Consider the following 19,560-nt stretch of genomic DNA (forward strand, 5'->3'; position numbering starts at 1 on the left):
GCATTTGGTTCTGGTGTGCGGTGAAACGACTTGGGCTTTATCTAGTCCCGCCTTCGTTCCGGCGCAGTGACCAGCGTCACCGTTGGGTCCATTTTGCGCCGGGCCGCTTTATGACCGGTTAACCGGGCGCTTGTTGGGCCGGATTGAGGCAGGAAAACGACGGCCATTCGCACCCAAGGATGTGAACTCCGGTCGATTCCAGCGAGGGGAACGCTTGCGGGTGTTAACCGAAGCGGCTGGTTGCCACGGCTAACGGCGTGACGGCAGGTCCTGCCGCAGCTCTTCGATGATCCGGGTCAGGCGCTCGATCTCGCGGGCCCGCAGGAGGTCGATCTTCTGGTGCAGCAACTCGATTTCCAGCTCGGCCTTCAGGTTGACCTCATAGTCGCCGCGCTGGTTCTCGCGATCGATCGCCGCCTGCCGGTTCTGGCTCATCAGGATGATCGGCGCGGTATAGGCCGCCTGAAAGGAGAGCATCAGATTGAGGAGGATGAAGGGATAGGGATCCCAGGCCTGGATCCAGGCTGTCAGGTTCAGGACCAGCCAGGCGACCAGCAAGGTCGACTGGATGATGATGAAGCGCCAGGAGCCGACGATGGCGGCAATCCGGTCGGCCGTGCGCTCGCCGAAAGTTTCCGGTCCAGTATCTGCCGGGGCACGGTCGGCGCGGGCCTTGCGCAGATCCCTCAGCAGCTGCTGGTCTTCCCGGGAAAGCGCCGTGATCTCCTCGAGCAGCGCCTCGATATTGCCCGCCGCCTTGTTCCGCTCCACAGTGAACCTCCGCCACCTGGCCCATACTTCTCCCAAATTCTAACGCCCACCCCCGGTCTGCGGGAGAGGGCGTTTGGAACGGCGCCAGACAGGCGTCGAAATCAGGCCCGCATCCGCGCCGATTTGGGATCGTACATCGGGGCGAGGCTGGCTTGCGCCTGGCAGCGTTCCAGGGCGACGCCGATCTCGAACTTGCCCTCGGCGATGAAGGCGGCGTCGACGCCCGCCTTGTTGTGGACATAGCCCATGCCGATGGCGCCACCCAGATGGTGGCCGTAATTGGCCGAGGTCACCAGGCCGACCAGCTGGCCGTTCCGATAGATCGGCTCGTTGTGATAGAGCAGCTTCTCGGGGTCCGTCAGCTTGAACTGCACCATGCGGCGGCCAAGCCTGCCTTCTTCTTTCTGGCTGAGCACCGCGTCACGGCCGATGAAGGGCACTTTCTTGTCGAAGGCGCAGGTGAAGCCCAAGCCCGCTTCCAGGATCGTGTCCTTGATGCCGATATCGTGGCCCCAATGGCGGAAGGCCTTCTCGATGCGGCAGGCATCCATGGCATGCATGCCGGCCGGGCGCACGCCGAGATCGGCGCCGGCCTCCAGCACCTTGCGCAGCACATTGCGGGCGAACTCCGCCGGGATATAGAGCTCCCAACCCAGTTCGCCCACATAGGAGATGCGGGTCGCGCGCACCCTGGCGTCACCCAGCTCGATATGCTTCGTGGTGCCGAAGGGGAAGCCGGCATTGGTGAGATCGGCATCGGTGATGCGGCTGAGCAGCGCGCGGCTTTTCGGCCCCATGACGCCCAGCGTCGCGTAAGAGGTGGTCATGTCGACCAGTTCCACCTCCTCGCCCGGCTGGATGTGGTCCTTCATGTAATGCCAGTCGCGGATCGCGGTGGCCGCCGCCGTCACCACCATGAACTTGGTGTCGGTAATGCGGAAGACGGTGAGATCTGCCTCGATGCCACCCTTCTCATTGAGCCATTGCGTGTAGACGGCGCGGCCCGGTTGCGCGATGTCGGCGGTCGAGAGGCGCTGCAGCAGCGTCTCGGCATGCTTGCCCACCACCAGAAATTTGGCGAAGGTCGAGAGGTCGTAGAGGGCGACACCCTCGCGCGTCGCCTTCACGTCGGCAGCGGCATAGGGGAACCAGTTCTGGCGGCCATAGGAGTATTCGTATTCCGGTTTCACCCCCTTGGGCGCGTACCAGTTCGGGCGTTCCCAGCCGGCCACCTCGCCGAAGCAGGCGCCCATCGCCTTCCAATCCTCGTAGAAGGCGGTCTGGCGCACATTGCGCGAGCTCTCGAACTGGCGGTACGGCCAGTGCATCGCATAGAGCAGGCCGAGCGCCTCGGAGACGCGGGGCACCAGGAAGCTCTTGCGGCTCATATGCGGCTGCAGGCGCCGGATGTCGACCTCCCAGAGGTCATAGGGCGGCTCGCCATCGACGATCCAGTGTGCCAGCGCCATGCCGGCACCACCACCCGACTGGATGCCGATCGAATTGAAGCCGGCCGCCACGAAGAAATTCTTCAGTTCCGGCGCCGGTCCCAGGATATAGCGCTGGTCGGCGGTGAAGCTTTCCGGTCCGTTGAAGAACTTGCGGATGCCGACCTTCTGCAAGGACGGCACGCGGTGCATGGCACCTTCGAGGATCGGCGCGAAATGATCAAAATCCTCTGGCAGTTCGTCGAAGCAGAAATCCTCACGAATACCGTTCATGCCCCAGGGCTTGGCCTTGGGTTCGAAGGCGCCCAGCAAAAGCTTGCCCGCGTCTTCCTTGTAATAGGCGCATTGGTCCATGTCGCGCATGACGGGAAGGTCGGGGGTCATGCCTTCCATCGGCTCGGTCACGATATAGAAATGCTCGCAGGCATGAAGCGGGATATTGACGCCCAGCTTCTCGCCGATCTCGCGCGACCACATACCGGCGGCGCAAACTACATACTCGGCCTTGATCGTCCCTGAGGGTGTGCGTACGCCGACAGCGCGGCCGTTTTCGACCAGCACTTCCTCGACCTTGGTGTCCTCGAAGATTTTCGCACCCTTCATCCGCGCACCCTTGGCGAGAGCCATGGTGGTGTCGGCGGGGTTGCACTTGCCGTCCTTCGGGTAAAAGATGCCGCCGATCACATCATCGGTATTGAGCAGCGGCCATTTCTCCTGCACGCCGGCGCGGTCGAGCTCGATGCATTCCACCTCGAAGCTTTGCAGCATGTCGGCGCCGCGGCGGAACTCTTCCCAGCGCGCCTCCGAGGTCGCGACCGAGAGCGAGCCCGGCTGCACGAAGCCGGTCGCCTGCTCGGTTTCCTTTTCCAGCGTGGTGTAGAGATCGGTGGTGTACTTGGCGAGCTTGGTCAGGCTCTCGCTGTAGAGCGAGGCGCGCACCAGACCGGCCGCATGCCAGGTGGTGCCGCTGGTCAACTTCTTGCGTTCCAGCAGCACGGTATCCTTGCCCCAGCCCAGCTTGCCGAGATGGTAGGCGATCGAGCATCCAAGAATGCCGCCACCGATGATGACGACACGGGCTTCCTTCGGGAGTGACATGGGCGTTCTTCTATCGCTTCTAGGGTTGGCGGCGGATTATGCGGATGGTCGGGTGACTCGGCAAATAGGCGGTTTCGATGGGTGGTATAGAGACTGCGGCGACACCCCCCACCCTAGCCCTTCAACCGCTCGTTCTTCGGGTCGAAGATCGGCTCCTCCGCCACCACGGCCGGGAAGCGTTGCCCCAGGATCTCGACCTCCAGCTTCGTGCCGACGGCGGCGAGATCGAGGCGCACATAGGAAAGCGCGATCGATTTGCCGATGCGGAAACCCCAGCCGCCGGAGCCGACGATGCCCACCTTCTCGCCATCCTTGAAGACGATCGAGCAGGTCGGCGCGTCGGCCGTGTTGCCCTCGACGATCAAGGGCACGAAACGTTCCTTTTCGCCCGCCTCATGGCGCTTGACGAGCGCATCGCGACCGATGAAGTCGCCCTTTCCCAGTTTCACGAAGCGTTCGAGGCCGGCATCGAAGGGGGTGTACTCATGGGTGATGTCCTGCTTCCACGAGCGATAGCCCTTTTCAAGACGCAGGCATTCCATCGCATACATGCCGAAATCGCGGATGCCGAATTCCTGGCCGGCATCAACGACCGCGTCATAGACATGGACCAGGTCTTCCATCGGCACATGCAATTCCCAGCCAAGCTCGCCGACATAATTGACGCGGAGCGCCGTCACCTTGCGGCCCGCCACCTCGATCTGCTGGCAGGAGGGCCAGGGAAAGGCGTTGTTGGAGAAATCTGCTGCCGAGATCTTCTTCAGCACATCGCGCGAGCGCGGGCCGACCAGGACCAGGGACGAAGCCGATTGGCTCACCTCGGTGAGCTTCACCGAACCGTCGGCGGGCAGATGCTGGGTCAGCCAGTCCATGTCGTGCCACAGGCCCGAGCCCGCCGACATCAGATAGAATTTGTCGGGCGCCAATCGCGTCATGGTGAACTCGGAGAGGATCGAGCCCTTCGGCGTCAGGGTATAAGCCAGTGTCACCCGGTTCGATTTCGGCAGCGCGCCGCAGATGAGATGGTCGAGCCATTTCTCGGCCCCCGGGCCCTCGACGATGAATTTCGAGAAACCGCCCAGATCCATGATGCCGACCCTCTCGGCGACCGCCTGGCATTCCTCGCGGACCGGCTCGAACCAGGCCTGTTCGGCGCGATGGAAGGAGAGCTTCGTCTTGGCCTCTTCGGGATTACGCGGAAAGTAGGCGGCGCGTTCCCAGCCACCGCGGGCGCCCATGACGGCGCCCTTGGCCAACAACTTTTCGTAGAGCGGCGTCTTGAGGCGCGGCCGGCCGGCCGGGCGCTCCTCGTTCGGGAAGCCGATCGCATATTCGTTCTGGTAGAGCTCTTCCGCCTTCTCGATGGTGTATTTCTGGTCGGCGAAGACCGTGTAGCGGCGATGGTCGAGGCCCCAGAGATCCCATTCCGGCTCGCCATGGACGATGTATTCGGCAATCGTCTTGCCGGCGCCGCCGCCCTGGCAGATGCCGAAGCTGAAGCAATTGGCGTTGTAGAAATTGGTCAGGCCGTGCTGCGGCCCGATATAGGGGTTGCCGTCGGGCGAATAGGGAATCGGCCCGTTGATGACCTTCTGAACGCCGACCGTCCCCAGCACCGGCACGCGCGCCACCGCCTGCTCGATATAACTTTCCAGGCGGTCGAGATCGTCCGGCCAGAGCTGGAAGGCGAATTCCTCGGGGATGCCGTCATGCCAGTCGGATTTGCAGTTCCACTCATAGGGGCCGAGGATGAGGCCGTCGCGCTCCTGGCGCAGGTAATAGGAGACGTCGGGATCGCGCACCAGCGGCAGCTTCTCGTCCCGCGCCGCCAGTTCCGGGATCATCTCGGTGATGAGATACTGGTGCTGCATGGCGATGATGGGAAGGTATTGCCCCACCATCGCCGCCACCTCGCCGGCGCGATAGCCGGCAGCGTTGATGACCTTCTCGGCGACGAATTCGGCGCCGTCCTTGGTGGTGATCTTCCATTCGCCGGACGGCAGTTGCTTGATCGAGGTGACGCCATTGAAGCGCAATACCTTGGCGCCCATGTCCTTGGCACCCTTGGCCAGCGCCTGAGTCAGCTGCGAGGGGTCGATATCGCCGTCATGGGCGTCCCACAGCCCGCCGACGATGCCGTCCATCTCCATCACCGGGTATTTGGCCTTGATCTCGGCCGGCGTGAGCATGTCGTAATCCAGCCCCTGCGCCTTCGCCATGGCGCAGGCATGGGCGAATTCCTCCATGCGCGCTTTCGAATGCGCAAGGCGGATCGACCCGGTGATGTGATAGTTCATCGGGTAGTCGACTTCCTCGCCCAGCGTCTTGTAGAGCCTGGCCGAATAGGCCTGCATCTTCATGATGTTCCAGGACCCCGAGAATGTCGGCACGTTGCCGGCGGCGTGCCAGGTTGAACCCGAGGCCAATTCGTCGCGCTCGATCAGGATGCAATCCTTCCAGCCGAGCTTCGCCAGGTGGTAGAGCGCACTCGTCCCCACCACGCCGCCACCGATTACCACCACCCGCGCATGCTGCGTCATCTTGCTTCCCCGGAAATCATCGTCTCTAAAATCATCGCCTCTAACAGCGTCATGCCCGGACTTGATCCGGGCATCCAGTCTATCCACGGCACTGGATCCCCGGGTCAAGCCCGGGGATGACGACCTTCCGTCTTCAAACTATGCCTTGCCCATATGTGCCCGATCGAGGCGCACCGGGAATTTCGCGCGGATGGCGTCGTCCACCTCGCGCGAGATATGGCCCGGGAAATGATTGGCCATGATCGGCTTCAGCTTCTTCTGCGCCTTGGCGATCGCATCCGGCCTGCCCTGCTCGACCCATTCCTTCGGGTTCATGCGGTCGCCGACACCCGGATAGATGTATTCGGTCTGCATGCGCTGCAGCGTCTGCTCGGAGCCGAGATAATGGCCGGGGCCTTCCAGGCAGGTCTTGCGGATGGTCTCGATCGAGAGGCTCTCATCCGACGTGTCGATGCCCTTGATGGTACGCTGGGTGGCGCCGATGATGTCGTTGTCGATGAGGAGGCTCTCCAGGCAGAAACCCAGTAGGCTCGCCTGCATGCCGGCCGATTCATAGATCAGATTGGCGCCGGCATTGCCGACCAGGGCATGGTTATAGGCCTTCTCGGCGCCCGACTGCGCATCCGGCAGCTTCGAATCCGTCATGCCCGACGCGGTACCACCGGTAAGATCATAATATTGCGCGAGCTGCGCCGAGGCGGCCGAGAGCAGGGCCTGTTCCGAGGAGCCACCGGACATGGCGCCGGTCCGGAGATCGGAGACGAAGCACCAGGTGCCAAAGATCGCCGGCGCTCCCGGCTGGATGGCATTCACATAGACGAGGCCGGCCAGGCATTCGGCCACCTCCTGCACGATGGCGCCGGCGAGTGCTGCCGGTGCCGTGGCGCCGGCCTGGCCGGCCGACAGCAGCAGCACCGGCATGCCGCCGCGCACCGCGACCTCGAGGCAGCGGCAGGCGTCCTGGGCGAATTTCAGGGGCGGCACCACGAAGCAGTTCGACTGGCTGACGAAGGGACGCTCGCGCCACTTCTTCTCGGAGCCCGCGATCATGTGCAGCATCTCGAGGCTGGCCTCGAGATGTTTGGGATCGACCCAGCTGGCGCCCACATGTTTCGAGGTGCCGGCCACCGAGGCATAGCAGGTGTTGAAATCCATCTCGAACGGATCGGCGAGATCGCGGCACACTACCGAGCGCTGGAAGAAATGCACATGGTCGAGCGTGTCGACCACGCGGGCGATGTCGTAGAGATCCTTGGTCTCGGAATCGCGGTACTCGCCAGTGACCGGATCGACCATGTGCACGGCGGCGCCCGCGGTGCCGAAATAGACCCGCTTGCCCCAGGGCTCCATGTCGTGGCGCGGGTCCTGGCCATAGAGCGGGAAGTGCCGTGCCGCCTTGGCGATCGTGTCCTCGACGAGGGCGCGCGGGAAGGTGAGGCGGCCGTTGTCGTTAAGCTTGGCGCCAGCCCGGGTCATCACCTCGATGCCGCTGGGGATCGCATCGGCCATGCCGATCTGCTCGAGCACATCGAGGGCGGCGTTATGGATCTTCAGCACCTCGGCATCCGAGAGCGGCTTGTAGCGGCCGCCCTCGAGGCCGGGCCGCACCGGCCTTTCATTCTCGGCCAAGGGGGCGGCGCGCATGGCTCGCCTGGCCTCGCGGCCGCCACGGCGGACCGTCATGTCTTTCTGGCTGCTTTCCATCGGAATGCTGCTCATCGGGAGATTCCTCGCAAGGGCTTGTTTTATGGCCGGATAATCAGCCCGGGGCGGGTATCCCGGCAAGCGACCGTTCTTCAGCTATACATGAACTTATTTCATGACATATCCCCGGAAAATGCGATAAACAGGGGCATTATGGCAAAGAGAAATCTCCCATCCTTGAAATCCCTGCAGGCTTTCGAGGCTGCGGCACGGCATCTGTCATTCCGCGTCGCCGCCGAGGAACTGAGCCTCACCCAATCGGCCATCAGCCACCAGGTGGCAGCGCTGGAGGAGCGGCTTGGCACCGACCTGTTCCGCCGCGCCGCGCGCCGGGTCGAACTGACCGAGGCCGGTGCCCAGCTCTATCCTTACCTGCGCGACGGCTTCGACCGCCTGGCGCAGGGTGTCGGCCTGGTCGACCGGGTGCGCATTTCCGGCGATCTCGTGGTGCAGGTCTATGTGACCGTCGCCGTCCGCTGGCTGCTGCCACGCCTGCATCAGTTCCAGGCCGGGCATCCCGACATCCTGGTGCGCCTCTCCACCAGCCAGCTCGACTGGGAATTTGACCCAACCACCGGCGATCTCGGCCTTATCTGCACGCGCGCCGCCAACCGGCCCGGCCTCCATTACACGCATCTCTTCGACGCCAGGCTGGTGGCCGTCTGCGCCCCGGTGGTGCTGCAGGGGGGGCCCGGCCTGCGCCAGCCGGCCGACCTCGTCAATCATGCCATGCTGCAGGTCTATACCGCCGCCGAGGATTGGCATGACTGGCTGGAAGCGGCCGGCCTGCCGACCCTCAAGGGCCGCGCCGCGCCAAAATTCGATTCCTATCTTCTCGCCATCGAGGCGGCAGTGGAGGGCCAGGGTGTCGCCGTTGTGCCGGAATTCATGGTGTCGACCGATCTGAAGCTGGGTCGACTGGTGAAGCCCTTTCCGGAGATCGAGGTGCGCCACGGCGCCAGCTGGTATCTCGCCTGTCTCGAGGAACGCGCCGCAGAGCCGCGCATCCAGCATTTCCGCGACTGGCTCACCGCCGAGGTCGCGCGGGACCCGGCCTTCAGGGCGTGATCCGGCGCAGTCCGTCCAGCAGTTTCTGCAACCCCGCCAGCACCTGCCCGCGCACGGCAACGGCATCAGGCGCGTCCGCGATCGCCAGAGCCGCCTCGTTCATGGCGCCGGACAGAAGCAGGGTGAGCGCCTCGATGGCGGCCGGCGCTTCGACATGGCCGAGTGCCGCGACCAGCCCTTCGCGCAGCAGCACCATGTTGTGCCGGCCATCGATCTCGCGCCACTCGCGCCAGCCAAGGACCGCAGGCGCGTCGAGCAGATAGATCTGTCTGATCGACGGATTGGCGCAGGTCTCGAGATAGGCGGCGCAGCCGGCACGCAGTGCCTCCCACGGCCGCCCGGTGGCGCGCGCCAGGATGGCCTGGGCGATCTCGGCCGACACTGTCTCCACCAGGGCGCGGAACAGGTCTCGCTTGTCCTTGAAGTGGAAATAGAGGGCGCCGCGAGTGACCCCGGCCTCGGCCACAATCGCCTCGGTGCCCGTCGCGGCATAACCCGCCGCACCGAAATGCTGCCGGGCGACCGCCAGCAACGTCTCCCGTGTCGCGGCGGCGCGGGCGGCCTTGCTGCCTTGCCTCTCTTGCATACATACACCCTGTATGTTATCAATGCATACAGACTGTATGTTATAGAGGAGGCACGCCCCATGCAAATCGCCCAGTATTACCCGGTCCTGGCCGTCAAGGCGCTTGCCGCCGCCAGCGCGTTCTACCAGCAACACTTTGATTTCAAGGTTGTTTTCGAGGCCGACTGGTACATTCATCTGCAGCACGGGAAACAGCCCGATATCAACCTTGCGCTCCTGGATTGTCGCCACGAAACGATCCCGGAGGGCTACCGGAAACCGGCGCAGGGTTTGCTCATCAATTTTGAGACCGATGATGTCGATGCCGCCTATGAGCGCGCGCAGCAGGCCGGTTTGCCGATCCTGCTGAGCTTGCGTGACGAGGCCTTCGGGCAGCGGCATTTCATCACCCGCGACCCCAATGGCATCCTGATCGACGTCATCAAGGTGATCCCGCCGGCGGCCGAATTCGCCCAGCAATACCGCGCCGAGGCATAGGTCAGGGCTTTGGCAAGGCGGGTGGTTCGAGGACTGGCGCTTCGAGCACCGGCGGCGCCACTGGCGCCGGTTCAAAGGGCGGGACGATGATCTCGCCCGGCCCAGCGGGTTCCGCCGGCAGGGGCGGCTCCGCCCCGCCCGGCGCCGCCACAAGAAATCCCTCCGGACAGCGATGCGCCGGCTGGGCGGCGGATCCGGCCGGAGACCAGAGGCTGGCGGGCGCCAGCGCCTTCATCGTGCCCAATTGATTGAGGCTGACGCGGATGCCGGTCAGGACCGGTTGCTTGTATTGCTTCGAGCGGGCGCAGACCAGTTGCAGCGAGACTTCGGAATCCGGCCCGAATTGCTGCCGGAAGGCATCGGCCAATGCCTCGCGCGCGATGTGCTGGCCAACCGACCCGGCGATGGCAGCGTTGAGCAATGTACGCTGCATGTCCCTGGCGCGGGCGACCGCCCGGTCAAAATAGCGCTGCGGAGAGAGCATCGAGCAGGCGCCGTGGCGCGACCAATAGGCACGGTCGGCGCAGGTCGCCACCCCCGGCATGATGTCGGCGAGCGCTTGTGCCAATTCGGCGCCGAGGCGCAAGGGCGGCAACGAGCAATGCGTCGCCCTCTCGCCAGGACCGATCGGGGGCGGGGTGAAGGCGCGCGCCAGCGGGTCGCAATCCTGCAGTGGCGCGGAACCGGGCCGCGCCTGCGGCTTCAACCCGATCAGCGTCAAATTGCGCCCCTTGAGGTCGCGCAGCGAAAGTCCGTCACAAGCGGCGAGGTCGGGGTCGACTAGGCACTGGCCCGGCAGCCAGCCCATTTCCAGGATGTAGTATTCCAGGGTCTGGGCGCCCGCCGAAGGAACGCCGAGAAGAAGCAGGAGGCACGCGAGAACCGCGCGCACGCCTCAACCGCCCATCGGGTTGAACAGCACGCCGCCAGCGAAGGCGGCGTCGTCGATAATCGCGCGTTCGCCCTCGACCCGCACCTTGCCCTCGGCAATGAGGCGCAGGCTCAGCGGAAACAGGCGATGCTCGGCCGCGAGCACGCGCCGCCCCAATGTTTCCTCGGTATCATCGGCGCGCACCGGCACCGCGGCCTGGGCGATGATCGGTCCGGTATCCATCTCCGGTCGCACGAAATGCACCGTGCAGCCATGAAAGCGCACGCCGGCTTGCAGCGCGCGGGCATGGGTGTTGAGGCCCTTGAAGGCCGGCAGCAGGGCCGGATGGATGTTGACCAGGCGGTCCTGCCAAAGGGCGATGAATCCATCGGTCAGCAGGCGCAGGAAACCGGCCAGCACAACAAGTTCCGCGCCGCTTTCGCGGATCCTGGCGTCCATCGCGGCATCGAACTGCGCCCGCTCGGCAAAGCCCTTGTGATCCACCACGACCGCGGGTATCCCCGCCCTCCGCGCGCGCTCCAGCCCGAAGGCGTCGGGCCGGTTGGAGAGCACCAGCACGATCTCGATCGGGCTGCCGGTGATGACCGGGCCGAAATGGTCGATCAGCGATTGCAGATTGCTGCCGCGCCCGGAGATGAGAACGGCGACCTTCAGCTTCCGTCCCGACATGCGCGACAATTGTCCGTTCACCAGTGGCCGGTATTGCGGACGATGCAGCCCGCACCCGCGCCGCGCGCGACGATGCGGCCGATCTCGCTCACCGTTTCGCCATGCGCGCGCAGGGTCTTGGCGATCTGGGCGGCATCATCCGCCGCCGCCACCACGACCATGCCGATGCCGCAATTGAAGGTGCGGGCCATTTCCTGGGCATCGATCCCGGCAACACTGCGCAGCCAGGCGAAGACCGGCGGCAGTGCCCAGGTGCCGGCGTCGATCTCGCAGGCAAGGCCGGCCGGCAACACGCGGGGGATGTTCTCGAGGAGCCCGCCGCCGGTGATATGGGCCAGCGCCTTGACGCCGCCCAGGGGCGAGCACTCGGCGCGGATCGCGGCAAGGCAGGATTTCACATAGATGCGGGTGGGCGTCAGCAGCGCGCGGCCGAGCTTCTCGCCGGTCGCAAAGGGTGCCTCCGCCTCATAGGTGAGGCCGGATTTTTCGACCACCTTTCGCACCAGGGAATAGCCGTTGGAATGCACCCCCGACGAGGCGAGGCCCAGCACGATGTCGCCTTCCGCCACCTTGGCGCCGGTAATGGCCTGCTCGCGCTCGACCGCGCCAACCGAGAAACCGGCAAGATCGTAGTCGCCCTTGGCATACATGCCCGGCATCTCGGCGGTCTCGCCGCCGATGAGGGCGCAACCCGCCTGGCGGCAGCCATCGGCGATGCCGGCGATGATCTTGCGCCCCGTCTCGACGTCGAGCTTTCCGGTCGCAAAGTAGTCGAGGAAGAAGAGCGGCTCCGCCCCCTGCACGACGAGGTCGTTGACGCACATGGCAACGAGGTCGATGCCGATCGTGTCGTGGCAATCGGCATCAATGGCGATCTTCAGCTTGGTGCCGACGCCGTCGGTGGTCGCGACCAGAATCGGGTCGCGGAAGCCCGCCCGCTTGGGATCGAAGAAGGCGCCGAATCCGCCCAGCCCCGCATCGGCACCCGCGCGGGCGGTCGCCTTGGCCAGCGGCTTGATGGCTTCGACAAGGGCATTGCCGGCATCGATATCAACCCCGGCATCGCGGTAGGTAAGGCCATTGCCCATGAAGAGACTCGATTCTTGAATTTTCCAGGCTCCGAAAAAGGTAAGCCGGGCAAGGCTGTTGCTGGCTTCCCCGGAGCGGGTTTTGCTATAAGCTTCGGTCCGGACAATACGCATTTCAGGGTGGTTTGCAATGGCCCCAGCGGGCGCAGTTTCGGCCTTTTCCACGATCTTGACGGCCAGGCTTTCTTGGGCCGCCGCGATGGGAATTCTCGCCCTTGCGATCCTGGTTGGCGCCGTCGCCGCACCGGCGAGGGCGCAAGGCACCGGACAGAGCGTCTATGTCGCCTCCGGCATTCCGGTCGAGGTCACGGGCGATGCCGCAACCCTGCGCGACCAGGCCGTGATCAAGGCGCAGCGCGACGGCCTGCGCCAGGTGCTGAAGGAAATCGCCCCGGCGGACCAGGTCGAGGGCCTGCTGCTGCCCAGCGACGACGAGATCGGCTCCTGGGTTACCGATCTGGCGATCGACGAGGAGAAGATCGCCGCCACCCGCTATATCGGCCGCTACACGATCCGCTTCGCCGCTGCCCCGGTGCAGGAATTCCTCAGCCGCGAGGGCATCGCCTTCGCCGAGACCCGTGCCCGCCAGATGCTAATGCTGCCCGTCTATACCGACGAGGCCGGCACCACCGGCCTCTGGGGGCCGACCAATGCCTGGGCGCGCAGCTGGGCGCAGCCACAGAACCTCAATTCCGCCCTGGTTCCGGTGGTGACACCGCGCGGCGATCTCGACGACCAGAACATCCTGACCGCGACCGATGCCCTGGCCGGTGCCCAGGCCAAGCTGCAATTCATGGCGGAACGCTATCAGGCGGGCGATGTGGTGGTGGCCGAGGCGCAGATGAGCGCGCCCGGCGCCGACGGCAATCGCAGCCTCGCCCTCGACGTCACGCGCTATGGCCAGGACGGCATCCAGCGCTATCAGGACACCCTGACAGGGGCTGGCGGCGACCCCGACGGATTGCTGGCGCAGGGCGTGGCCACGGTGCAGCAGATGCTGGAGGGCGCCTGGAAAGTCGCCAATCTGGTGGACCCCAACAAGCGCACCAGGATCGCGGTCCACGTGCCGCTTACCAGCCTGCAGCAATGGGTGGCGATCAAGCAGCGCCTCGCCCAGGTCAATCTGGTGAAGACGGTCGACCTGAAGCAGCTTGCCCGCAGCGGCGCCGAACTCGAGATCGGCTATGCCGGCGACGAGGCGCAGTTCATCCGCGCGCTCGCCGTTGCCGACCTTTTTCTGGTTTCCAGCGGCGAGGGCATGTCGACCCTGACCATGGGTGGTGCCGGAGCCAATCCGTGAACGGGCCAAGTGGCGAACGGGGCCAATGCCCGAGGGCCCAATGACCGACGCCAGCGAAGCGCCGGACGGCAACGGCCTGCCACCAAGGATGCGGCGCTGGCCGAGCTATCTCGCCGCGCTCATCGTCTTCCTGATCCTGGTCTACCTGCTGCGCACCGTGCTGCTGCCCTTCGTGGCCGGCATGGGGGTCGCCTATTTCCTCGACCCGGTCTGCGACCGGCTGGAGAAATGGGGCTGTTCGCGGGTTCTCGCCACCAGCATCGTGACGGCCGTCTTCGCCCTCATCGTCGTCCTGGCATTCCTCGTCATCGTGCCGATCCTGATCGAGCAGTTCAGCAATTTCATCCGCGACCTGCCGGGCATGGTGGAGCGGGCGCATCAAAGGCTGATGCCGCTCTATGGCGACCTGCAGTTGCGCTTCGATCTGCCGGCACTCGATGATCTCGGCGCCATGCTGCGGGAGCGCCTCGGCGGCGCGCTGGGTTTCGTCGGCAATGCCCTGCAGGGCGTCGTTTCGGGCGGTGCGGCACTGGCCAATCTGCTGTCGCTCCTCTTCATTACCCCGGTCGTCACCTTCTACCTGCTGCGCGACTGGGACCTCCTGATCGCGCGCATCAACGCGCTGCTGCCGCTGGACCACGCCGAGACCATCCGCCAGCAGATGCGCGCCATCGACACGACCATGGCGGGCTTCCTGCGCGGCCAAGCCAGCGTCTGCCTGGTGCTGGGGGCCTTCTATGCGACCGGATTGATGCTGGTCGGCCTGCCCTTCGGCCTGTTCATCGGCATGATGGCGGGCATCCTTACCTTCATTCCCTATGTCGGTTCGCTCAGCGGCTTCGTCATCTCGATGGCAGTGGCGCTGGCCAGTTTCGATGGCTGGCACGGCCCCGCCATCGTCGCCGCCATCTTCGTCAGCGGCCAGGTGATGGAGGGCAATTTCCTGACGCCCAAGCTGGTCGGCGACCGGGTCGGCCTGCACCCGGTCTGGATCATTTTTGCGCTGCTGGCGGGTGGCGCCCTCTTCGGCTTCGTCGGGCTGCTGCTGGCGGTACCCGTGGCGGCGGCAATCGGCGTGCTGGTGCGGTTCGGCATCGGCCACTATCTGCAAAGTCCGCTTTATCTCGGCCACCACCAAGCGCCGCCGGCCCCATCCACGCAGCCGACGACGACGCCAAAATGAGCCGCAGCCAATTGCCCTTCGACCTGCCGCCACGATCGGCCATGGGTGGCAGCGACTTCGTGGAGGCGCCCAGCAACGCGGCGGCATTGGCCCTGGTCCTGGCCTGGCCGGATTGGCCGGATCACGGCCGGACCCTCGCCATCCATGGCCCCAGCGGCTGCGGCAAGACCCATCTCGGCCATATCTTCCAGGAGCGCGCCGCCGCCGCCGGCCGGGTGGTGCTCTATCTCGAGGCACCGCCCGCTCCGCCGGATCTTCCCGCCCGGCCGGTCGTGATCCTCGACGAGCCCCGGCTCGACGAGGTGGATTTTTTCCATCTTCTCAATCGCCTGCGCGGCGAGGGCGGCGACCTGTTGCTGCTGTCGCGCGAGGCGCCCGCGCGCTGGCCGGTGCATCTGCCCGATCTCGCCTCGCGCCTCAAGGCGATTCCGGCAGTCGAAGTGGCGCCACCGGACGATGCGCTGCTGGGCGCCGTCCTGGCCAAGCATTTCGCCGACCGGCAGATCGCCGTGGCACCCGAGGTGATCGACTATCTCCTCCGCCAGATGGAGCGGAGTTTCGCCGCCGCCGCCGAACTCGCCGCCCGCCTGGACCGGGCGGCACTCGCCGAGGGGCGGGCCATTACCGTGCCGCTGGCGCGCCGGGTTCTTGGCGGTTCTTGTTGAGACGGCGGGTCTTGAGTCGGGGTGCCCGCCTGCGGTAAAACGTCGCCATCCGCGCGACATACAAAGGGATATTTTTCATGGCCACGACCGACGGCTCGCTCAACGACCAGATCCTCGCCAATCGCCAGAAGACCTGGGACGGGATCGGCCGCCTGCTGTTCTGGGGCACGGTCTATGCCCTGCTGCTGACGCTGATCACGGTCCTGCATACGGTCAACGGCCCGTCGATCGGCCTTGCCATCTTCTCGGCGCTCGGCATCATCGTCGGCTTCATCGTCGTGGTGGCGATGGTCAGCCGGAAATAGCCCTTTCCCCGATCTGAATGGAAAACGGCGCCGCGCTCACGCGCGGCGCCGTTGTTCTTTTGACGCGAGCCGGAATCAACCGACGATATCGGCGCCGGCGAAGAAATAGGAAATCTCGATCGCGGCGTTCTCCGGGCTGTCGGAACCGTGCACCGAATTGGCTTCGATCGATTCCGCGAATTCCTTGCGGATGGTGCCGGGAGCAGCGTTGGCCGGATTGGTGGCGCCCATGATCTCGCGGTTCTTGGCGACGGCATTCTCGCCTTCCAGCACCTGCACGACCACCGGGCCGGAGGTCATGAACTTCACCAGGTCGGCATAGAACGGGCGGGCGGCATGCACCTCGTAGAACTTCTTGGCCTGGGCTTCGCTCATCTGGATGCGGCGCTGGGCGACGATGCGCAAGCCGGCTTCCTCGAACTTGGCGTTGATCTTGCCCGTGAGGTTGCGGCGGGTGGCGTCCGGCTTGATGATCGAGAAGGTGCGTTCGATGGCCATGATAGTCCTCGTCTCCTGGGTTTTCTGGCAGGGAAGGGCGCCGGTCATCTGCCGCGCCCCTTGGCGTAAGTCGGGCTGGCTTATATACAACTCCACCCCATGAGACAACCGAGCGGGGATGACAGCCGGCGACACCCCGCTCTCCGGTAAAATAAGCATTCTGGAACAATATGTTAACGATATCCAACCTTACCTATCGCATCGCCGGGCGCGAGATCCTGACCAGTGCCAGCGTCAGTGTCGCGGCGGGTCATCATGCCGGCCTGGTCGGGCGCAACGGAGCGGGCAAATCGACCCTCCTCAAGATCATCTCCGGCGACCTGCAGGCCGATTCCGGCACCATCGACGTGCCGAAGCACTGGCGCATCGGGCGCCTGGAACAGGAAATGAAGGACCAGGGCCGCTCGCTGCTTTCCTGTGTCCTCGCCGCCGATAGCGAGCGTACCTCGCTCATGGCCGAGGCAGAGCATGCAAGCGATCCACATCGCATTGCCGAGATTCATGCGCGCCTGGCCGATATCCAGGCGCACAGTGCCGAAGCGCGCGCGGCCGAGATCCTGGCCGGGCTCGGCTTCGATGCGGCGGCACAGCAACGACCTTTGAGCGATTTTTCCGGCGGCTGGCAGATGCGTGTGGCGCTGGCCGCACAGCTTTTCTCCGCCCCCGACCTGATGCTGCTGGACGAGCCCACCAACCATCTCGACCTCGAGGCAACGCTGTGGCTCGAGAGTTACCTCAAGACCTATCCCGGCACGATCCTGCTGGTGAGCCACGACCGCGACCTCCTCAACAAGGTGGTCAACCGCATCATCCATCTCAACCGCGGCAGCATGACCCTCTATACCGGCGGCTATGACGATTTCGAGAATATGCGCCGCCTGCGCATGGAGCAGGACATGGCGATGGCGGCGAAGATCGACGCCCAGCGCAAGCACATGATGGCCTTCGTCGACCGCTTCCGCTACAAGGCCTCGAAAGCACGCCAGGCGCAGTCGCGCCTCAAGATGATTGCCAAGCTGCAGCCCATTTCCGTGATCGCCGAGGAGAAAGGCGTCAACATCTCCTTCCCCCAGCCGGAAGCCTTGCCGCCGCCGCTCATCACCCTCGACCGCGTTTCGGTCGGCTACGAGCCGGGCAAGCCGATCCTCAGGAATCTCGATCTCCGCCTCGATCCCGATGACCGCATCGCGCTGCTGGGCGCCAACGGCAACGGCAAGTCGACCTTCGTGAAACTGCTGGCCGGGCGCCTTGCCGCCATGAGCGGCGAGGTGCGGAAATCCTCGAAGATCCGCGTCGGCTATTTCGCGCAGCACCAGACCGACGAACTGGACCTCGAGGCGACACCGGTAGAGATCATGGGTCGCGCGGCGCCCGAATTGCTGCCGGACAAGCGCCGGGCGCATCTGGGACGTTTCGGAATCGGCCAGGACCAGGCGCTGACCCGGGTGCGCGAGCTTTCCGGTGGCGAGAAGGCGCGGCTGCTTCTCGCCCTGATGAGCCGGCAATCGCCCAACATCCTGCTGCTGGACGAGCCTTCGAACCATCTCGACATCGAAAGCCGCCAGGCGCTGGTCGAGGCGATCAACGAATTCGAGGGTGCCGTCATCGTCATCAGCCACGATCCCAACCTGATCGAGCTCAGCGCCGACCGCCTGTGGCTGGTCAAGGATGGCGCGGTCAAACCCTTCGACGGCGACATGGAGGATTATCGGCGCCTCATCATCAGCGAGCGGCGTGAGCGCCAGCGCAGCGAGCGCCAGGTGACCCAGCGCAAGGGCGCCCTGCCCGAAAAGGCGGCCGCCCCGAAGAGCGCCGCAGCCCATGGCGCGGCGCCGGCGCCGAAACCGAAGGCGGCAGCACAGCCGCCAAAGAAGCCCGCCATCTCGCCGGAGAAGAAGAAGGCGCTGGCCGGGGCCGAGACCGCCATCGCCAAGCTGACCCAGGCCCTCGACCTCATCGAAGGCAAGCTGGCCGACCCCGCCCTCTACAACAATGGCGGTACGGCGGAGCTCGCCACCTGGCAGACCAAGCACGCCGAGGTGAAGAAGAAGCTGGCTGAGGCCGAAGAGAAATGGCTTGAGTTGAGCGCGGGGTGAGGCCGCGAAGATCCAGCCCTACCCCGCCCGTTCCATCAACAATCTTGCCGCCGCCAGATCCTCGAGCGCGGTGCCGACGGATTTGAAGAGCGTGATCTCGTCGGGCGATTGGCGGCCCTTGGCCGTACCGCGCGCGAGGCCGTGAAGATCGGCGACGATGTCCTCGGGCGTCAGGGCGCCCGATTTGATGGCGAGCACGATATCGCCCGCTTCCTTGAGGGCACCCGCCATCGTATCGACATAGACCCTGGCGCGGCGCACGGCCTCGTCATCGCTCTCGCGCATCTCCGGGAGGAACGCACCGACCAGGTCGAGATGCTGGCCGGGCCGGAGCCAGGCACCCTTCACCAGCGGCTCGTGGGAGAGCGTGCCGGTGCTGATGATGTCGGCGGCGCGCACCGCGGCTTCGAGATCCGGCGCCACCTCGACCGCGATTCCGGCGGCCTTGAGTTCCTCGGCCTTGGCCGCGGCCTTCTTGGGATCGCGCGCCCAGAGCAGCGAGCGGGTTATCGGCCGCACCGCCCGGTGCGCCTCGATCAACGGCCGGGAGAGGGCGCCGGCACCCACCATCAAATGCGTTGCCGCATCGGGCCTCGCGCAATAATCGGCGGCGAGGGCCGAGGCCGCCGCCGTGCGCCGGACCGTCAGCGCCTTGCCATCGATGAGGGCCCGGGGCTCGCCGGTAAGGCCGTCGAGCAGCAGATAGAGGCCCTGTACGGCGGGCAGGTTGCGGGCACCATTCCCTGGCGTGATGGTGACGATCTTGATGCCGATGGATTTCCCCGCCTCCCAGGCCGGCATCAGCAGCAGCGTCTGGTCCGCCTCGCCATCCGGCATCTCGATGCCGTGATGGTGGCGGATCGGCACGGTCCAGTTGCCGGCAAAGGCCGCGCGCAGTGCGGCGACGAGGCCCTTATAGTCGAGCAGCGCGTCGACTTTCCGGGCAGGCAGGAAGGGAATGTTGTCCGTCATGATGGCCGGGAGAGTAGCGAGCGGCCGGAAACCACGCAATTCGCCCTGGGCACAGGCCTCGCCTCGCGGATATTTCAGCAATGTTTCAGCAGGATAGCCTGCATTGCGGGCAGCCCGTGAATGGGCTACACCCGCCTTTGGCGGCATGGTATCTTTGCCGGCATGAAGCGACTCCGCCCGATTGCCTATGCCGCCGAAGG

At 65.1% G+C, this 19,560-nt stretch carries 17 protein-coding genes; 7 read left to right on the forward strand and 10 right to left on the reverse strand.

Features of this window, described 5'->3' with window-relative positions:
- Window positions 1-249: 249 nt before the first annotated feature.
- From A8950_RS17960 to A8950_RS17975, 4 genes are all read right to left on the reverse strand, one after another.
- Entirely contained in the window at window positions 250-771 is a 522-nt protein-coding gene (locus A8950_RS17960; protein ID WP_208109925.1) for a DUF1003 domain-containing protein, read from the reverse strand.
- A gap of 101 nt (window positions 772-872) precedes the next feature.
- Window positions 873-3,317, reverse strand: coding sequence for a GcvT family protein (locus A8950_RS17965; RefSeq protein ID WP_133615057.1), 2,445 nt, complete (start codon window positions 3,315-3,317; stop codon window positions 873-875).
- Between the two features lie 113 nt (window positions 3,318-3,430).
- Window positions 3,431-5,857 (reverse strand): GcvT family protein, encoded by a 2,427-nt coding sequence (locus tag A8950_RS17970; protein ID WP_133615058.1) that lies wholly within the window; start codon window positions 5,855-5,857, stop codon window positions 3,431-3,433.
- Between the two features lie 138 nt (window positions 5,858-5,995).
- On the reverse strand, window positions 5,996-7,576 hold the full coding sequence (locus A8950_RS17975) for a trimethylamine methyltransferase family protein (RefSeq protein ID WP_133615059.1): 1,581 nt from the start codon (window positions 7,574-7,576) through the stop codon (window positions 5,996-5,998).
- 162 nt (window positions 7,577-7,738) lie between these two features.
- Between A8950_RS17975 and A8950_RS17980 the strand changes: the two genes are divergently transcribed.
- Complete coding sequence (locus A8950_RS17980) at window positions 7,739-8,629, forward strand: LysR substrate-binding domain-containing protein (RefSeq protein WP_166645263.1); 891 nt, start codon at window positions 7,739-7,741, stop codon at window positions 8,627-8,629.
- On the opposite strand, the gene A8950_RS17985 is transcribed toward A8950_RS17980, so the two are convergent.
- On the reverse strand, window positions 8,619-9,215 hold the full coding sequence (locus A8950_RS17985; RefSeq protein ID WP_166645264.1) for a TetR/AcrR family transcriptional regulator: 597 nt from the start codon (window positions 9,213-9,215) through the stop codon (window positions 8,619-8,621). The genes A8950_RS17980 and A8950_RS17985 overlap by 11 nt on opposite strands.
- A 60-nt stretch (window positions 9,216-9,275) precedes the next feature.
- Here A8950_RS17985 and A8950_RS17990 point away from each other — a divergent pair, with 60 nt between their 5' ends.
- On the forward strand, window positions 9,276-9,692 hold the full coding sequence (locus A8950_RS17990) for a VOC family protein (protein WP_133615062.1): 417 nt from the start codon (window positions 9,276-9,278) through the stop codon (window positions 9,690-9,692).
- Between the two features lies 1 nt (window position 9,693).
- Here the strand turns inward: A8950_RS17990 and A8950_RS17995 are convergent, their stop codons facing one another.
- Genes A8950_RS17995 through purM form a run of 3 tightly spaced genes read right to left on the reverse strand, consistent with a single transcriptional unit; the run spans window position 9,694 to window position 12,341 of the window.
- A complete protein-coding gene (locus A8950_RS17995; protein WP_133615063.1) occupies window positions 9,694-10,584 on the reverse strand; it encodes a ribonuclease T2 family protein in 891 nt (296 codons plus the stop codon).
- Window positions 10,585-10,587: 3 nt separating this feature from the next.
- Window positions 10,588-11,253, reverse strand: coding sequence for a phosphoribosylglycinamide formyltransferase (gene purN, locus A8950_RS18000; RefSeq protein ID WP_133615064.1), 666 nt, complete (start codon window positions 11,251-11,253; stop codon window positions 10,588-10,590).
- A 17-nt stretch (window positions 11,254-11,270) separates the two neighbouring features.
- Window positions 11,271-12,341: a phosphoribosylformylglycinamidine cyclo-ligase gene (gene purM, locus A8950_RS18005; RefSeq protein ID WP_133615065.1), complete on the reverse strand. Its 1,071-nt coding sequence runs from the start codon at window positions 12,339-12,341 to the stop codon at window positions 11,271-11,273.
- A gap of 199 nt (window positions 12,342-12,540) precedes the next feature.
- Between purM and A8950_RS18010 the strand changes: the two genes are divergently transcribed.
- From A8950_RS18010 to A8950_RS18025, 4 genes are all read left to right on the forward strand, one after another.
- Window positions 12,541-13,641: a DUF2066 domain-containing protein gene (locus A8950_RS18010; protein WP_166645265.1), complete on the forward strand. Its 1,101-nt coding sequence runs from the start codon at window positions 12,541-12,543 to the stop codon at window positions 13,639-13,641.
- 40 nt (window positions 13,642-13,681) lie between these two features.
- Window positions 13,682-14,824, forward strand: coding sequence for an AI-2E family transporter (locus A8950_RS18015; RefSeq protein WP_243735695.1), 1,143 nt, complete (start codon window positions 13,682-13,684; stop codon window positions 14,822-14,824).
- The gene (locus A8950_RS18020; RefSeq protein WP_133615067.1) at window positions 14,821-15,489 is read left to right on the forward strand and encodes an HdaA/DnaA family protein; all 669 of its coding nucleotides are present in this window, start codon (window positions 14,821-14,823) and stop codon (window positions 15,487-15,489) included. The genes A8950_RS18015 and A8950_RS18020 overlap by 4 nt, the downstream gene beginning before the upstream one ends.
- Window positions 15,490-15,566: 77 nt before the next feature.
- On the forward strand, window positions 15,567-15,794 hold the full coding sequence (locus tag A8950_RS18025) for a hypothetical protein (protein WP_133615068.1): 228 nt from the start codon (window positions 15,567-15,569) through the stop codon (window positions 15,792-15,794).
- Between the two features lie 75 nt (window positions 15,795-15,869).
- Here the strand turns inward: A8950_RS18025 and ndk are convergent, their stop codons facing one another.
- Window positions 15,870-16,292 (reverse strand): nucleoside-diphosphate kinase, encoded by a 423-nt coding sequence (gene ndk / locus A8950_RS18030; RefSeq protein WP_133615069.1) that lies wholly within the window; start codon window positions 16,290-16,292, stop codon window positions 15,870-15,872.
- A 170-nt stretch (window positions 16,293-16,462) separates the two neighbouring features.
- On the opposite strand from ndk, the gene A8950_RS18035 reads away from it, so the two are divergent.
- Complete coding sequence (locus A8950_RS18035; RefSeq protein WP_133615070.1) at window positions 16,463-18,388, forward strand: ABC-F family ATP-binding cassette domain-containing protein; 1,926 nt, start codon at window positions 16,463-16,465, stop codon at window positions 18,386-18,388.
- Window positions 18,389-18,406: 18 nt separating this feature from the next.
- On the opposite strand, the gene lhpI is transcribed toward A8950_RS18035, so the two are convergent.
- The gene (gene lhpI / locus A8950_RS18040) at window positions 18,407-19,507 is read right to left on the reverse strand and encodes a bifunctional Delta(1)-pyrroline-2-carboxylate/Delta(1)-piperideine-2-carboxylate reductase (RefSeq protein ID WP_243735696.1); all 1,101 of its coding nucleotides are present in this window, start codon (window positions 19,505-19,507) and stop codon (window positions 18,407-18,409) included.
- Window positions 19,508-19,560 lie beyond the last annotated feature (53 nt).

This window comes from Dongia mobilis, assembly GCF_004363235.1.
Taxonomy (GTDB): Bacteria; Pseudomonadota; Alphaproteobacteria; order Dongiales; family Dongiaceae; genus Dongia; species Dongia mobilis.

Bases quoted from the DNA above. Each gene is read 5' to 3' on its own strand.
- A8950_RS17965 (WP_133615057.1), bottom strand. From the start codon at position 3,317: ATGTCACTCCCGAAGGAAGCCCGTGTCGTCATCATCGGTGGCGGCATT.
- A8950_RS17970 (WP_133615058.1), bottom strand. From the start codon at position 5,857: ATGACGCAGCATGCGCGGGTGGTGGTAATCGGTGGCGGCGTGGTGGGG.
- A8950_RS17975 (WP_133615059.1), bottom strand. From the start codon at position 7,576: ATGAGCAGCATTCCGATGGAAAGCAGCCAGAAAGACATGACGGTCCGC.
- A8950_RS17985 (WP_166645264.1), bottom strand. From the start codon at position 9,215: ATGCAAGAGAGGCAAGGCAGCAAGGCCGCCCGCGCCGCCGCGACACGG.
- A8950_RS17990 (WP_133615062.1), top strand. From the start codon at position 9,276: ATGCAAATCGCCCAGTATTACCCGGTCCTGGCCGTCAAGGCGCTTGCC.
- purN (WP_133615064.1), bottom strand. From the start codon at position 11,253: ATGTCGGGACGGAAGCTGAAGGTCGCCGTTCTCATCTCCGGGCGCGGC.
- purM (WP_133615065.1), bottom strand. From the start codon at position 12,341: ATGGGCAATGGCCTTACCTACCGCGATGCCGGGGTTGATATCGATGCC.
- A8950_RS18010 (WP_166645265.1), top strand. From the start codon at position 12,541: ATGGGAATTCTCGCCCTTGCGATCCTGGTTGGCGCCGTCGCCGCACCG.
- A8950_RS18015 (WP_243735695.1), top strand. From the start codon at position 13,682: ATGACCGACGCCAGCGAAGCGCCGGACGGCAACGGCCTGCCACCAAGG.
- A8950_RS18020 (WP_133615067.1), top strand. From the start codon at position 14,821: ATGAGCCGCAGCCAATTGCCCTTCGACCTGCCGCCACGATCGGCCATG.
- A8950_RS18025 (WP_133615068.1), top strand. From the start codon at position 15,567: ATGGCCACGACCGACGGCTCGCTCAACGACCAGATCCTCGCCAATCGC.
- ndk (WP_133615069.1), bottom strand. From the start codon at position 16,292: ATGGCCATCGAACGCACCTTCTCGATCATCAAGCCGGACGCCACCCGC.
- A8950_RS18035 (WP_133615070.1), top strand. From the start codon at position 16,463: ATGTTAACGATATCCAACCTTACCTATCGCATCGCCGGGCGCGAGATC.
- lhpI (WP_243735696.1), bottom strand. From the start codon at position 19,507: ATGCCGCCAAAGGCGGGTGTAGCCCATTCACGGGCTGCCCGCAATGCA.